Below are 13,634 nucleotides of genomic sequence, written 5' to 3'. Positions count from 1 at the left end.
AAGTGTGGATTGCTTCGCGGAGCCTGTCATCGGGCGCGCATTCGCGCGACCCGTTGGCTCGCAATGACGAATGACAGATCGTAGGGTGGGCAAAGCGAAGCGTGCCCACCACTTCGGTTCGCCGCAAGAAATGGCGGGCACGGCGCTGCGCGCCTTTGCCCACCCTACGAATTCACCCGCGCACTCAGTCCTTGTCGCTATCGAGCTGGAAGATGTCCGCACCTTCCCCTTTCGACAGCAGGCCCGTGTCTGCGTAGAGATTGAGCTTGGCTCTTGTGTCGGCGATGTCGAGATTGCGCATGGTGAGCTGGCCGATACGGTCAGCCGGCGTGAACGCCGCATCTTCCACCTTCTCCATGGAGAGCCGCTCCGGCTGGTAGGTCAGGTTGGGACTCTCGGTATCCAGGATCGAGTAGTCGTTGCCGCGGCGCAGTTCGAGCGTCACCTCGCCGGTGACGGCGCGAGCCACCCAGCGCTGGGCGGTTTCGCGCAGCATCAGGGCTTGAGAATCGAACCATCGACCCTGGTAGAGCAAGCGGCCAAGACGCATGCCGCTGATCCGGTATTGCTCGATGGTGTCCTCGTTGTGGATGCCGGTGACCAGGCGCTCGTAGGCGATGTGCAGCAGCGCCATGCCGGGAGCTTCGTAGATGCCGCGGCTCTTTGCCTCGATGATCCGGTTCTCGATCTGGTCGCTCATGCCAAGACCATGACGACCGCCGATGGCGTTGGCGGCGAGGAACAGCGCCACCGGATCGGCGAACCTCTCACCGTTCAGCGCGACAGGCTGGCCCTCCTCAAATCGCACGACGACCTTCTCGGCCTTCACGGTACACTCGTCGCGCCAGAACGGCACGCCCATGATCGGATTGACGATTGTGATGCCGCTGTCGAGCCGCTCGAGATCCTTGGCCTCGTGGGTCGCACCGAGAATGTTGCTGTCGGTGGAATACGCCTTCTCGGCGCTCATCTTGTAGGCGAAGCCATTGGCGGTCATGAACGCCGACATTTCCGCGCGGCCGCCCAGCTCGTCGATGAACTGCTGGTCGAGCCAGGGCTTGTAGATCCTTAAGTTCGGATTGGTCAAAAGGCCGTAGCGATAGAACCGCTCAATGTCGTTGCCCTTGTAAGTTGACCCATCGCCCCAGATGTTGACGCCGTCCTCCTTCATGGCCGACACCAGCATGGTGCCGGTCACCGCGCGGCCCAGCGGCGTGGTGTTGAAGTACGCGATACCGCCAGTAGAGATGTGGAAGGCGCCGGATTGGATGGCCGCAATGCCCTCGTGGACCAATTGCGTGCGGCAATCCACAAGCCGGGCCTGCTCGGCGCCGAAGTCGCGCGCCTTGCGCGGGATCTCGTTGTAGTCGGCCTCGTCAGGTTGCCCGAGGTTCGCGGTGTAGGCAAAGACGCGGGCGCCCTTCTTCTTCATCCACAACAGCGCCGCGCTGGTGTCGAGGCCGCCCGAGAAAGCGATACCGACTTTTTCGCCCTTGGGCAGGCTTTTCAAGATCGTAGTCATCAAACGTCCAATCGGTCGAAATGGCTGATTTTGATGGCGCGAATATCAAATTTCGCAGCCGTGGGCACGCGTTTAATAGCAGCTTGCCTGATGACGCCGCTCAAGCCGATGGCGCCGGGCCGACGTCCCGCCCCAGCCAGCGCTGGCGGAGGCGGTAGCCGGGCCAGGCCAGGCGCGTCAGCGCGGCATCGATCCGCTCATCCGACAAGCGGGTGCGTCGCCAGCGATAGATCAAGCCATAAGCGAGCCAGATCACCACGAAGGTGACGATGCCGGCAGCCGCGACATCGGTGAAGAAGTGCCCGCCGAACGCCATGCGGAGCACGCCCGTCACGACGCCGAACAGCGTCGCGGCGGCATAGGCCAGCGGGCGCCAGGCCGGCGGCGCCAGTGCAGCCGGGGCATAGGTCCAGAATGCGGTCGCGCCTTCACCGGAGAAGAACGAGCAGTTCCAGGGGCAGCCGCCGCGGGGATCCCACCACGGCACGAAATCCAGCGCCTGAAACTGGCCGTTGTTGAACTGGCTGACCACGACCGGACGCGGCCGGCCCCAATGGCTCTTGAATATGAAATTGGAGAGCACGCCGGCCGAGAGCGCCAGCGTCAACAACAGGAAGATGATCGCGCGCCCCGACACCAGCAGCGGCTTGTCCGGCCGGATGAGCTTGATCAGGAGTGCCGCGATCGCCGGCACCGCCAGCGCCCAGGCGATCGACATCGAGCCGTAGCGCGCCAGCACTGCCCAATGGTCGAATTTCAGCGGAAAGCTTCGCGTCTGCGGGTCGTAGAGCAGCGCTGCGAGTTTCAAGTCGAGTTCGGGATAGACCCCGAACACAACGCCGATGACGAGCGCAAGCGACAGCGCGATGAAGAGGCCGGTCCGGTTCATGGCGCGGGGTTTAGCGGAGCGGACGAGGTCTGGAAAGGCCACTTCACTGCGACAGCGGGCGCTACTGCGAGGGCATCGGCGGCGGGGGTCGCGGCGGGCGGCGGGGCTCGCGCCAGGCCCCCGCGGTGCGGCCCGCGATCATCCAGTAGACGAGGCCGGCGACAATGCCCGCACCCGTCATGATTTCGAGGTGGCGGTGGACGATGCCGTTGAACTGCCAGGTGTCGGTATCAAACGGCACGAGGCTGAGGTAGCAGGCGGCTCCCACCACGGCGCCGCCGATCGCGTAAGCCAGCGCGCCGCGGATCGAGAAGGCTTCGGTGATCAGCGCGATGATGACCGCCGGCAATAGCGCAAAGCCGGAGATGAAGATGAAGCCAAAGCCGACCAGGATCTGGAAGACGCCTTCATCGGCGGGGCCGGCACCGAGATTGCTGAACTCCGGAAACATGATCGCGATGACCACGATCATCCCCGCCACCAGGCTGGCGGCGAGAAAGCCGAACGCAATCACAAACAGGCGGACGATCAGCGCCATTTAATCGGTCATTGCCATGGCGCGCAGCGCCTGCCGCTCGCGGGCCGACAACTTCTCGGTCTCCGATTTCAATTGTCCGCAGGCGGCGAGGATGTCGCGGCCGCGCGGCGTGCGTACCGGCGAGGAATAGCCGGCGTTGAAGATATATTCGGAGAACTTTTCGATTTGATCCCAGTCCGAGCATTCGTAGCGCGTGCCCGGCCAGGGGTTGAACGGAATGAGGTTGATCTTGGCCGGAATGCCCTTGAGCAGCTTCACCAGGAGCTTGGCGTCATCGAGTGAATCGTTGACGCCCTTCAACATCACATATTCGAAGGTGATGCGGCGCGCGTTCGATGCGCCGGGGTAGTCGCGGCAGGACTGCAGCAATTCGGCAATCGGATATTTGCGGTTGAGCGGCACCAGCTCGTTGCGCAGTTCGTCGCGAACCGCATGCAGCGAGATCGCGAGCATCACGCCGATCTCTTCCCCGGTGCGGATGATGTTCGGCACCACGCCCGAGGTCGACAGCGTGATGCGGCGGCGCGAGATGCCGATGCCCTCATTGTCCGAAACGATGAGGAGCGCATCACGCACGGCGTCGAAATTGTAGAGCGGCTCGCCCATGCCCATCATCACGACGTTGGTGACAAGGCGCGTGCCGTTCTCGCGGTCGGCCCAATCATTCAGCCGGTCGCGCGCCACCATCACCTGGCCGACAATCTCGCCGGCGGTAAGGTTGCGCACCAGCCGCTGGGTGCCGGTGTGGCAGAACGTGCAATTCAGCGTGCAGCCGACCTGGGAGGAGACGCAGAGCGTGCCGCGATCGGTCTCGGGGATGTAGACGCACTCCACCTCATGCGGCTTCTCGACGTTGTCGCCGCTCGGCAGGCGCAGCAGCCATTTGCGGGTGCCGTCATTGGAAATCTGCTCGGCTACGACTTCGGGCCGGTCGACGGTAAAATGCTCCGCGAGTTTTGCGCGCGTATCCTTCGATACGCTCGTCATCGCGTCGAAGCTTGAGGCGCCGCGGAAATAGATCCAGTGCCAGAGTTGCTGCACGCGCATCTTGCGCTGGGCGGGCGCAACGCCAAGGCTGCCCAGCCGCTCGGAGAGCTCGGCGCGCGACAGTCCAATCAGCGAGGGCTTTGCCGGCGGCACATAGGCCTCGACGGCAGTCTTCTCCACGAGCGCGGCGCCGCGGGTGGAGGCCTCGGCCGGGTCGGTCAGGGTGTCGGTCATGGCCATCAAATAGGCCTTCCGGCGCGGGCTGGAAAGCCGTGAAATCTGTCCGTTTTGAGTAAAAAGGGCCCGCCTAGCGCCTGCAATCCTGCGCGATCCGATCGAGCGCCTGGGACAGACCCTTCATCGAGAAGGTGTCGGTCGTCTCCGTGCCCTTGGCCGAGACGCCCTTGACGATGGCGTCCGGCGCGCGGCGCATGGCCTGGACCATCTGCCCCTCCTCGGCCGCGTTCTTGATCCAGAGGCCATCGCCCTGGGTGTACATCGCGTAGGACGCACCGCCCACTTCGAGCGTCGATTCCGAGCCCGGCTTCAGCGCATAGCCGATCATGACCGAGACTTCGTTGATGACCTTCTCGGCCGGGCGCGTGGAGACGAAGGCATAGGCCGGGTCGCGCGGCCGGTTGGGCGGATTGGTTTTCGAAGAGGTGGGCTTGGCCAGCGCAAAGCAGACACGCTTGCCGTTCGGCGTCGCCGTGTAGGCGCCCCACGTCCCGAACTGGCCGATCAGCATGGGTTCGGCGCCGCCCGCGGCCGCTGGCTTGGCCGACTCCTTCTTGCTCTTGGTGGTGGCGGCCGGCTTCGCTGCGGTGCTCTTGGCCGCCGGCTTCGGCGGCGCAGCCGGCGTCTGCGCAAGGCTAGCCGCCCCGCACGAGAGCGCACCCGCCACGATCAGAGGTGTCAGCAGCCGCCGAAAGAACATGATGAGGTCTGGTTCCCCTATCATTGTGACTGGAAGATGGCCTCACATCGGGCGGTCACACGACGAGAGCCATAGCCGGGAAACGCTGATTTGGGAAGGCGCAGGTCGGTCCAGACTCACACCTTCGCGCGCGCCGCACGCTGCTGCTCCCACTGCGCCTCGCTCCATTGCAAGAGATCCTCCGCGCCGGATGTACGCAAATGCGCGCCGCCATCCTGGATGACCATCTCGCCATTGATGTAGCCGGCCGCGTCCGAAATCAGAAAGCTTGCGAGATTGGCGAGCTCAGAATGCTCGCCGGCGCGGCCGAGCGGATTGCGCGAAGCCCAGCCTTGGTCGCGGCCCTCAGGCCGGAGCTGGCCGGTGGCGCCCGGCGTCGGAAACGCGCCGGGTGCGATCGCTACCGTGCGGACGCCCTTCGCTCCCCATTCGACCGCAAGACTTTTTGTCATCGCGAGAACTGCGCTCTTGGCCATCGCCGACGGCACGGTGAAGGCGCGGCCGGTGATCGTCGAGGTCGAGAGGATGGAGAGCACCACGCCCTTGTGCCTGCCTTCGATCCAGCGCTTGCCGGCGGCGAGCGTGCAATACATCGTGCCATGCAGCGTCGGCGCCAGGATCGCATCCGCGGCACGAAACGACAGATGCTCGGTCTGCGCGATGAAGGTTGCCGCCGCGTTGTTGACGAGCACGTCGATCGGCGCCTCGCGCCAGATCGCATCCATCATTGCGTCGACCGCAGCGCCATCGCGGATGTCGCATCTCGCTGCCGTGACCTTGCCGCCCTGCTTCTCGCGCATGTCGGCGGCGGTCACCTCCAACAGCTCAAGCCTGCGTCCGCAGATGATGAGCTCGGCGCCAAGCTCCAGAAAGCGGCGTCCCATCGCGGCTCCAAGCCCCGAGCCGCCGCCGGTCACCAGAATCCGCTTCCCCTTCAACAGGCCTTTTTCAAACATCGTTTGATTCCTCCCAATGCAGCGCGCCGTATTGTCGACGCCCTTCAAATCCGGCATGGAGTATTCAGTTTCCCCTGTCCGTCCGAAACCAGGTCAAGTCCATGAAAGCCATTCTCTGCTCGCAATATTGCCAACCCGACGATCTCGTGCTGGCCGACGTCCCCGACCCCGTAGCGGGGCCCGGCGAAGCCGTGATCGCGATCAAGGCTGCGGCGCTGAATTTCTTCGACCTTCTGATGATCCAGGGCAAGTACCAGATCAAGCCGCCCTTCCCGTTCTCGCCGGCCGCGGAGATCGCGGGCGTGATCGAGAGCGTCGGCGCCGGCGTCAGCGATCTCAAGGCCGGCGATCGTGTGGTGGCCTCGTGCGGCCATAATGGCGCGCGCGAGAAAATAGCGTTGCCGGTAGCCTCGATCGTGAAGATTCCCGACAATCTCGACTTCGACCGCGCCGCCGGCATCATCATCATCTACGGCACTGCGCTGCATGCGCTGGAGGATCGCGCGAGTCCGAAAGCGGGCGAGACGCTTGCGGTGCTGGGCGCTGCCGGCGGCACTGGACTAGCGGCTTGCGAGCTCGGCAAGCTGATGGGCCTGAAGGTGATCGCCTGCGCTTCGTCCGACGAAAAGCTGGAATTCGCGAGGCAACATGGCGCCGAGCTGACGCTGAACTATGCCACGGAAGATTTGAAGGAAGGCCTGCGCAAGCTCACCGGCGGCAAGGGCGCCGACATCGTGTTCGATCCGGTTGGTGGCGCCTATGCAGAGGCGGCCCTTCGCTCGACCGCTTGGGAAGGTCGCTTCCTGGTGATCGGTTTTGCCGCCGGCGAAATTCCGAAGATGCCGCTCAACCTCGCGCTCCTGAAAGGCTGCGACATCCGCGGCGTGTTCTGGGGCAACTGGGCGCGGCTCAATCCCGAGAAGAATCGCGCCAATCTGGAGAAGCTCGTGAAGTGGACGGCGGAGGGAAAAATCTCGTCCCATGTCGACCGCACCTTCCCACTCGCGCAGACCGCCGATGCCCTCAAAGTGCTCGCCGGGCGCAAGGCGATGGGCAAGGTGATTTTGCATCCGTAAAGAATTGGTTAACGTATTTGAAGCCGCCGCTACCTCTGGATGCGGCGGCTTTTTTCATGCGCTGCGATGATGCAGAAGGCGCGTGTTTGCAGGCACAACTTCAATTCCGGGACGCCACCGCGGCGCCGCAAGCAAGCGAAAATTAACCATAAAAAATCGGGGTGCGTTATCCTGCTACGCCACAATGAAATCAAAATATCCCCCAAATCGCTCCAGTGGAGGCCGCTTTTTGGGCAGAATCCGACGGAGATTCAGCCCTTCAGTAGCGGGGCGATCTTGGCCAACAAAATCAATAAGAAGTTGAAGCCTTGGTTCCCCGATGTTGCGTCACAGTAGTGGGGAACTTCACCATGGTGGAACAACCGAACCGTTATCGGTCCTACGAGCCCGACATCGACGATGCTGAGCAGGACATCGCCGCAGCCAGCTTTCGCCCCCGACCTTACGCATTCGGACGAACCGCTCAGCAAGACGATTATCAATCGCAGGATTCCGTTCCGCTCTTCCTCAGCGATCCCGATAGCGAACCGGATCCCGCGGAATTCGATTACGACATGCACTTGCGCGTGCCGCGACGGTTCTCGATCTCGGCAAAGATTCTGATGGCCACGGTCGCCGCCTCTTCGGTCGCGGTGATGTTCGCGTGGTTCTCCTCTGATGCGATGCGCGATGTTCTGATCAGCGCCAAGGCTTCGATCGCAACCGTGCTTCCCGTTCCGTCCGCCGCTGCGCAGGCCGACGCACCCGCACCCACGCAGCAACTGACGCAGCGCGACGTACAGTTGAAGGATCCCTCGCGCCCGTCGGGTTCCTACAATCAGAGCGCAGGCGCCAATCCAATCCCGCAGCAACAGGTCGCGATGCTGCCCTCGCGCGAGGAAATCTCATCGGCCTATCAGGCCGCGCTGCAGAGCCGCGCACCCGCACCTGTGGCAGCGCCGCAAGCGGCCACGCCGCCGCTCGCCGCCGTATCGCCCGTTGCGGTCGTCCCGCCGGCGCCTGCCCCCGCGCCCGCCGTTCCGCGCATGGATCCGGACGAGCTTGCGACGCTGATGCAGCGCGCCAAGGGCTTTCTGGATACCGGCGACCTTCCTTCCGCGCGGTTGCTGCTTGAGCGCGCCGCCGAGGCGAAGGACGTGAACGCCACGCTGCTCCTGGCGCAGACCTACGATCCCGACGTGCTCGGCACCTCCGACGTGCGCAACATTGTTCCTGAACCCGCGAAGGCCCGCGCCTGGTACCAGAAGGCCGCGCAGCTCGGTTCGGCCGACGCCCAGCGCCGGCTCGCTCAACTGGCAAATTGATTTTTCTTTCACTGGTTTAGGGGACAGCATGCGACGTTTATTTGGAGTGGCACTCGCTGCCATCGTGTTGGCGTGCGGCTTTGCGGCCCGCGCCGAACAGACCGAGTATGATCCGACAAAGGTCAGCGACAGTCTCAGGGCGATCTTCCAGTTCGGCTCGGCCCAGACCAAGCAGGCGCTGAACGCCAATACGGTCACGATCATCACCGGCACCATCGGCGGGACCTATGTGCAGATCGGCGCCGACCTCGCCTCCGTGCTCGATGACGGCAACAAGCTGCGCGTGCTCCCCATCGTCGGCCGCGGCTCGGTGCAGAGCGTCGCCGACATCCTGTTCCTGCAGGGCGTTGATCTCGGCATCGTCCGCGCCGACACGCTGGACTATCTCGAGCGCAAGGGCTTTGCCAAGGACATCAAGAAGCAGTTCACCTATGTGACCAAACTCTACAACGAAGAGATGACGATCATCGCGCCGAAATCGGTGAAGGGCCTGAGGGACCTCCAAGGCAAGAAGGTCAGCGTCGACCTGCCCAATGGCGGCACCTTCGTCACAGCGCTCACGGTCGCCGAACGGATCGGGTTGAAGGCGAACTTCGTCTACATCGAGCAGCGCATTGCTATGGAGAAGCTGAAGGCAGGCCAGATCGACGCCGTGATCGTAGTCGGCGGCAAGCCGTACAAATCGGTTTCGACCTTCAACAATGACGGCCGCTTCCACCTCGTGCGGGTCGACTATGAAAAGCCGCTGCAGGGCGACTATCTGCCGGCGACGCTGACCTCGAAGGATTATCCGAACCTGATTCCCGAAGGCGAGAAGGTCGACACCATCGCGGTGCCTGCGGTGCTCGCGGCCTATAACTGGGCGCCCAACACCGAGCGCTATCGCAAGCTCACGCAATTCGTGGACGCGTTCTTCACGAAATTCCCGACCTTCCAGAAACCGCCCTTCCATCCGAAGTGGAGGGAGACCTCGCTGGCGGCGCCGCTTGCGGGCTGGAACCGTCTGCCCTACGCCCAGCAATGGCTGGACAAGAACAACGTCCAGCCGGTCGCGCGCGCCAAGTTCGATGCGTTCCTGCAAGCCAACCCGCAGGCCACCAAGGGAACGCAATCGGAAGCCGACCGCGATGCGCTGTTCAGGCAATTCCAGACCTGGCAGGCGGATCAGACCGCCAAGGAAAACGCCAGAGCCCAGGCCGCGCCTCCCCGGACCAGACAATAAACAAGCAACAAGCGGCGCGCGCACTCCCGATCAGCCCGGCAGCACCTTTGCCGGGCTGATCGGTCCAAAGATCTCCTGATCGGCGCCGACGCCCTTGAGCGCGTGACGGCCGAATGATCTGGCGGACATGCCGCCGGCCTTCACGAAATCCGATGACAGCAAGAGCTGCTGGCCGAGTTGCCGGCACATCGATTCGATGCGCGCGGTGAGGTTGACTGCAGGTCCAATGACCGTGAAGTCGAGCCGGATGTCGCTGCCGATATTGCCGTACATGACGTCGCCGATATGGAGCGCGAGCCCGTATTCGATGCGCGGCAGGCGCGCTGCCTCGCGCCGTTCATTCTCCGCAGCGAGCGCGGCTTGCGCGCGCCTGGCGGCCGCAAGCGCCCTGGCGCAGGTTCCAGCAGCATCCTCGCGAAGCGGAAAGATCGCGAGCATCGCGTCACCGATGAATTTCAGCACCTCGCCGCCTTCCGCGGTCACCGCATCGCACATCGGCCCGAAATAGGCGTTGAGCAGCTCGATCAGCGCGTCGCGCGTCAGCGCTTCCGACAGCGAGGTAAAGCCGCGCAAATCGCAGAGCCAGATCACCGCGCGGATGGTCTCGCCGCTGCCGCGCTGGATCTGCCCCTCCAGCACGCGGCCGCCCGACTGCTGCCCGACATAGGTGTCAAGCAGTGTGCGCGCGGTGCGACGCAGCGCCTGGACCTCGAGATTGAACGCGACCGCCGGGATCATCGCCTCGAACAGCGAAAACTCGTCGTCGCGGAATCCTCTCGCATTCTTCGTTGCAAGCGAGAGCGCCTTGAAACTTCCGTCGGCGAACGGCACCGCGTAAACGACATAGTCGGTGTAGCCGTCGCGGCGCAGTTCTTCGAGGATCGGGAATTCTCCTTCAGACTTCGGCGCGACAAGATCGAAGCGGCTGGGTCCGCCACCCTCATAAGCGATGCGGATCGGACTGTTCGACATTGTTGCCATGGCGGCCGCGCTGGCGCGATAGAACCGCTCGGTCGTTCCCTTGCCGAGCTCCCACAAGCCGCTGAAGGAAAAGATCTGCGGATGCAGGATCGGCACGCCGGTGGTGACGCGCGCGACATCGACGCCGGCGGCGCGCAGCTCGTTCGCAAACGCCTCCAGAAACTGGTTGGGATCGGCATGCCGGCGCGCATCCGTCATCAGCCAGCGGATCAAGGGATACATCCGATCTCGAACCGCGGGCTCCGGCACGGCGCGCTCAACCTTCCCTGATGCCCCGCTTCAATGCGGCGCGCGCCGCCTCGCGATGGTCTTCGGTGATATGGATTGCGACCAGGCGGATCGCGGTGGCAAGCACCGCCGCATCGTCGGTGTAGCCTAGCACCGGCAGCATGTCGGGGATGAAGTCGAACGGCAGGATGAAATAGGCGATCGCCCCGAGCAGCGCGGCCTGGACATGACGCGGCGTCTGTTTGTCGAACGCGCAGTAATAGGCCGCCAGCAGATCCTCGGTGAACGGCAGTTTCGCCGCCACCTGCTTCAGCTTGATCCAGAAGCGCTTGCGCACGCTTTCGCGATCCTCGGCCAGCCGGTCGGCCGGCTCAAAGCCCGCGCTGAAATCGGATACCATGGCGGTTTCCCTCGGAGGGACGTTGGCCATCGCGCGCGGCAAGCCACCGCGCCGGTCCCAAGCACGAATTGGTGATGGCGGCTGCGACCCGCAAGGCCATCTCAGCCGACGCCGAGCGCCGCGGCAATGGCGTTCATCGACTTGGCAAGCGCGATATCCTTGAGCGTGACGCCGCCGGCATCGTGGGTCGCCAGCACCACGTCCACGGTCTTGTAGACGTTGCGCCATTCCGGGTGATGGTCGTGCTTTTCCGCGACCAACGCTGCGCGCGACATGAAGCCGAAAGCCTCATTGAAGTCCTTGAAAACAAAGGTTTTGGAGATCGCCTCGCGCCCCTTGACTTCGGCCCAGCCGGGCAGGGCCGAAAGCGCCGATTTCCGCTCCTCCGCCGACAGACGCTGTGCCATACTTCACCTCCTTGATCTGCTGCCGAACATTACCCCGAACCCGCGGCACCAGGTAACCATGACGCAGATGTAACCTGTGGCCGGCAAGACATTTGCTACAATATTGTTCCAATCCGGCCCGCAAGATGAATTTGAGCGTCAAACCGTTATTTGCGAGATCGATGACTGAAGGCTTTGTTCGCCGTCGGCCGGCACCACCCTCGCCACGCCGGACGTTGCTGGTTGTGCTGGCCGCCGTGCTTGCGATCGTGGGCGTGCTTGCCGGCGTCTACTATTATGCCGTGCGGCCGGTGACACTCAGGATCGCAGTCGGGCCAACGGGCAGCGACGACGTCAAGGTCGTGCAGGCGCTGACACAGGCCTTTGCCCAACATCGCTCCTATGTCCGGCTCAAACCTGTGCAGACCGACGGCGCGGTCGCGAGCGCGGAGGAACTTGCGCATGGCAAGGTCGACCTTGCCATCATCCGCGGCGATCTCGACGTGCCGAACAATGCGCAAGCGGTTGCAATTCTGCGCAAGAATTTCGTGGTGCTGTGGGCGCCGCCGCTGCGGAAGAGCAAAGGCAGGAAGGCGGGGGCGAAGATCACCAAGGTCGGCCAGCTCGCCGGGCGCCGCGTCGGCGTGATCGGCAAGACGCCGGCCAATGTGAACCTCCTCAAGATCATCCTGCGGCAATACGGCGTCGACCCGGCCAAGGTCGAGATCATGCAGTTTCCGGTGAACGAAGCAGCGGAAGCGATCCGCAACCAGAAGGCGGACGCCTATCTCGCCGCGGGTCCGCTCAACAGCAGAATCACGACTGAGGCGATCGCGGCGTCAGCCAGGGACGGCGGAAATCCGACTTTCCTCGCCATCGATGCTTCGGAGGCGATCGCGCAGAACCATCCCGCCTACGAGGCCGACGAAATACCTGCCGGCACCTTCGGTTCGCCCGAGCGGCCTGACGACGAGGTGAAGACGATCAGCTTCTCCCACCATGTCGTCGCGCGCAAAGGCCTCTCCGACGTGACGGTCGCCGCGTTCACGCGGCAACTCTTCGCGATCCGCCAGCAATTGATGACGGACTTTCCGCTCGCCGCCAAGATCGAAACACCCGACACCGACAAGGACGCCGTGATCCCCGCGCATCCCGGCGCGGCCGCCTTTGTCGACGGCGAGGAAAGGACCTTCCTCGACCGCTACAGCGATTTCATCTGGTGGGGATTGATGGGGCTATCTGCCATGGGCTCGATCGGCGCCTGGTTTGCCGGCTATCTGAAGCAGGATGAGCGCCACAATAACTCGGCGTTGCGCGAAAGGCTGCTTGACATGATCGCACTGGCGCGCAAGTGCGATTCCCCCGACGAGCTCGACCGCATGCAGTCGGAAGCCGACGACATCCTGCGCGATACGCTGCACTGCTTCGAGCATGGCGCGATCGAGGAAGGCGCGCTCACCGCCTTCAACATCGCGCTGGAGCAATTCCATCACGCGGTCGCCGACCGCCGGATGCTGCTTGCGAGCCTGCCGCAAAACCTCGCACGCGCCGGTGCGCCATTCCGCGCCACCGGCACGCTGTAAACGCGTTTCGTGCTTGTGAACTCCTTGACTGCCGTATTTGCGCCGCGGCCCTGATGGTCCAAACGCGGCCGGGAGCTCGAGATCGCCGAGATCCGGCTGGGCTTTGTTTCAGCCCCGCGCGCATCGGAAGCGTAGCAGTACCGCAAGCAGCGCGTCGCTCGAGCATGGTTTGGGCAATCGCGGCCGGTTGGCGTAACCGGCATCGGTTCGATTGGCGCCATAGCCTGTGACAAATGCGAAAGGAATACCCAACGCCGCGAGCCTGTCGGCGACGCCAAAACTTTTTTCCCCGATGAGGCCGACATCGAGCAGCGCGAAGTCGGGTGCGCGCTCCTCGATCATGATCAGGGCATGCGCCACACTGACGGCGCAGCGCACCGTCTTTACGCCAAAGCCACGGATCGTATCCTCGAAATCGAGCGCGATGAGCGGATCGTCCTCGACGATCAGGACATCATTGGGCAGGCCGTCGCGACAGGCGCATTGCATGATCGCACCAGGTTCGGTCGCATGAATTTTCCAATATTTCCAGGAACAGGACCGCCCCCAGCCGACACCCCACAGGCATATCAACGGGCTCCCGTGTGAAAGTTGGCACGATCGATGCTTCCTGTCTGTGCACTTG

General features: G+C 63.5%; 14 protein-coding genes. 4 read left to right on the top strand and 10 right to left on the bottom strand.

The features are described from left to right. Positions 1-184: 184 nt before the first annotated feature. The 6 genes from argG to VKR55_RS04925 form a co-directional block, all read right to left on the bottom strand. Positions 185-1,522: an argininosuccinate synthase gene (argG, locus tag VKR55_RS04950; RefSeq protein WP_324400298.1), complete on the bottom strand. Its 1,338-nt coding sequence runs from the start codon at positions 1,520-1,522 to the stop codon at positions 185-187. 100 nt (positions 1,523-1,622) lie between these two features. Then, positions 1,623-2,411: a phosphatase PAP2 family protein gene (locus VKR55_RS04945; protein ID WP_324400296.1), complete on the bottom strand. Its 789-nt coding sequence runs from the start codon at positions 2,409-2,411 to the stop codon at positions 1,623-1,625. A gap of 61 nt (positions 2,412-2,472) precedes the next feature. Continuing rightward, complete coding sequence (locus VKR55_RS04940) at positions 2,473-2,949, bottom strand: hypothetical protein (protein ID WP_324400294.1); 477 nt, start codon at positions 2,947-2,949, stop codon at positions 2,473-2,475. Further along, the gene (gene rlmN, locus VKR55_RS04935; protein ID WP_324400432.1) at positions 2,950-4,170 is read right to left on the bottom strand and encodes a dual-specificity RNA methyltransferase RlmN; all 1,221 of its coding nucleotides are present in this window, start codon (positions 4,168-4,170) and stop codon (positions 2,950-2,952) included. 73 nt (positions 4,171-4,243) lie between these two features. Further along, positions 4,244-4,873 (bottom strand): invasion associated locus B family protein, encoded by a 630-nt coding sequence (locus VKR55_RS04930; RefSeq protein WP_324400292.1) that lies wholly within the window; start codon positions 4,871-4,873, stop codon positions 4,244-4,246. 116 nt (positions 4,874-4,989) lie between these two features. Further along, positions 4,990-5,829, bottom strand: a complete 840-nt coding sequence (locus VKR55_RS04925) for an SDR family oxidoreductase (protein ID WP_324400290.1) — start codon at positions 5,827-5,829, stop codon at positions 4,990-4,992. Positions 5,830-5,930: 101 nt separating this feature from the next. Between VKR55_RS04925 and VKR55_RS04920 the strand changes: the two genes are divergently transcribed. From VKR55_RS04920 to VKR55_RS04910, 3 genes are all read left to right on the top strand, one after another. Then, the gene (locus VKR55_RS04920) at positions 5,931-6,905 is read left to right on the top strand and encodes an NADPH:quinone oxidoreductase family protein (protein ID WP_324400288.1); all 975 of its coding nucleotides are present in this window, start codon (positions 5,931-5,933) and stop codon (positions 6,903-6,905) included. A 350-nt stretch (positions 6,906-7,255) separates the two neighbouring features. Continuing rightward, positions 7,256-8,209 carry an SEL1-like repeat protein gene (locus VKR55_RS04915; protein WP_324400286.1) on the top strand — a complete coding sequence of 318 codons (954 nt, stop codon included), beginning with the start codon at positions 7,256-7,258 and terminating at the stop codon, positions 8,207-8,209. Positions 8,210-8,237: 28 nt separating this feature from the next. After that, positions 8,238-9,431, top strand: a complete 1,194-nt coding sequence (locus VKR55_RS04910) for a TAXI family TRAP transporter solute-binding subunit (protein WP_324400284.1) — start codon at positions 8,238-8,240, stop codon at positions 9,429-9,431. A gap of 30 nt (positions 9,432-9,461) precedes the next feature. Here the strand turns inward: VKR55_RS04910 and VKR55_RS04905 are convergent, their stop codons facing one another. The 3 genes from VKR55_RS04905 to VKR55_RS04895 all read right to left on the bottom strand — a co-directional run bounded on the left by VKR55_RS04905 (position 9,462) and on the right by VKR55_RS04895 (position 11,447). Continuing rightward, a complete protein-coding gene (locus VKR55_RS04905; protein WP_324400282.1) occupies positions 9,462-10,634 on the bottom strand; it encodes an adenylate/guanylate cyclase domain-containing protein in 1,173 nt (390 codons plus the stop codon). Positions 10,635-10,668: 34 nt separating this feature from the next. Then, positions 10,669-11,040, bottom strand: a complete 372-nt coding sequence (locus VKR55_RS04900; protein ID WP_324400280.1) for a YkvA family protein — start codon at positions 11,038-11,040, stop codon at positions 10,669-10,671. A 101-nt stretch (positions 11,041-11,141) separates the two neighbouring features. Beyond that, a complete protein-coding gene (locus VKR55_RS04895) occupies positions 11,142-11,447 on the bottom strand; it encodes a 4a-hydroxytetrahydrobiopterin dehydratase (protein ID WP_324400278.1) in 306 nt (101 codons plus the stop codon). A gap of 125 nt (positions 11,448-11,572) precedes the next feature. Here VKR55_RS04895 and VKR55_RS04890 point away from each other — a divergent pair, with 125 nt between their 5' ends. Then, on the top strand, positions 11,573-13,009 hold the full coding sequence (locus VKR55_RS04890; RefSeq protein ID WP_414642303.1) for a TAXI family TRAP transporter solute-binding subunit: 1,437 nt from the start codon (positions 11,573-11,575) through the stop codon (positions 13,007-13,009). 108 nt (positions 13,010-13,117) lie between these two features. Here the strand turns inward: VKR55_RS04890 and VKR55_RS04885 are convergent, their stop codons facing one another. Continuing rightward, positions 13,118-13,498: a response regulator gene (locus VKR55_RS04885; RefSeq protein WP_324400275.1), complete on the bottom strand. Its 381-nt coding sequence runs from the start codon at positions 13,496-13,498 to the stop codon at positions 13,118-13,120. Between the last annotated feature and the right edge of the window lie 136 nt (positions 13,499-13,634).

Origin of the sequence: Bradyrhizobium sp. (assembly GCF_035309285.1) — a bacterium.
GTDB lineage: Bacteria > Pseudomonadota > Alphaproteobacteria > Rhizobiales > Xanthobacteraceae > Bradyrhizobium.
This window is presented reverse-complemented; position numbering and strand designations above follow the sequence as displayed.

What these genes read in the sequence shown, in the direction of transcription:
- VKR55_RS04890 (WP_414642303.1), top strand. Translation starts at nt 11,573, where the DNA reads ATGAATTTGAGCGTCAAACCGTTATTTGCGAGATCGATGACTGAAGGC.
- VKR55_RS04930 (WP_324400292.1), bottom strand. Translation starts at nt 4,873, where the DNA reads ATGTTCTTTCGGCGGCTGCTGACACCTCTGATCGTGGCGGGTGCGCTC.
- VKR55_RS04920 (WP_324400288.1), top strand. Translation starts at nt 5,931, where the DNA reads ATGAAAGCCATTCTCTGCTCGCAATATTGCCAACCCGACGATCTCGTG.
- VKR55_RS04895 (WP_324400278.1), bottom strand. Translation starts at nt 11,447, where the DNA reads ATGGCACAGCGTCTGTCGGCGGAGGAGCGGAAATCGGCGCTTTCGGCC.
- VKR55_RS04940 (WP_324400294.1), bottom strand. Translation starts at nt 2,949, where the DNA reads ATGGCGCTGATCGTCCGCCTGTTTGTGATTGCGTTCGGCTTTCTCGCC.
- VKR55_RS04900 (WP_324400280.1), bottom strand. Translation starts at nt 11,040, where the DNA reads ATGGTATCCGATTTCAGCGCGGGCTTTGAGCCGGCCGACCGGCTGGCC.
- VKR55_RS04915 (WP_324400286.1), top strand. Translation starts at nt 7,256, where the DNA reads ATGGTGGAACAACCGAACCGTTATCGGTCCTACGAGCCCGACATCGAC.
- argG (WP_324400298.1), bottom strand. Translation starts at nt 1,522, where the DNA reads ATGACTACGATCTTGAAAAGCCTGCCCAAGGGCGAAAAAGTCGGTATC.
- VKR55_RS04945 (WP_324400296.1), bottom strand. Translation starts at nt 2,411, where the DNA reads ATGAACCGGACCGGCCTCTTCATCGCGCTGTCGCTTGCGCTCGTCATC.
- rlmN (WP_324400432.1), bottom strand. Translation starts at nt 4,170, where the DNA reads ATGACCGACACCCTGACCGACCCGGCCGAGGCCTCCACCCGCGGCGCC.
- VKR55_RS04905 (WP_324400282.1), bottom strand. Translation starts at nt 10,634, where the DNA reads ATGTATCCCTTGATCCGCTGGCTGATGACGGATGCGCGCCGGCATGCC.
- VKR55_RS04925 (WP_324400290.1), bottom strand. Translation starts at nt 5,829, where the DNA reads ATGTTTGAAAAAGGCCTGTTGAAGGGGAAGCGGATTCTGGTGACCGGC.
- VKR55_RS04910 (WP_324400284.1), top strand. Translation starts at nt 8,238, where the DNA reads ATGCGACGTTTATTTGGAGTGGCACTCGCTGCCATCGTGTTGGCGTGC.
- VKR55_RS04885 (WP_324400275.1), bottom strand. Translation starts at nt 13,498, where the DNA reads ATGCAATGCGCCTGTCGCGACGGCCTGCCCAATGATGTCCTGATCGTC.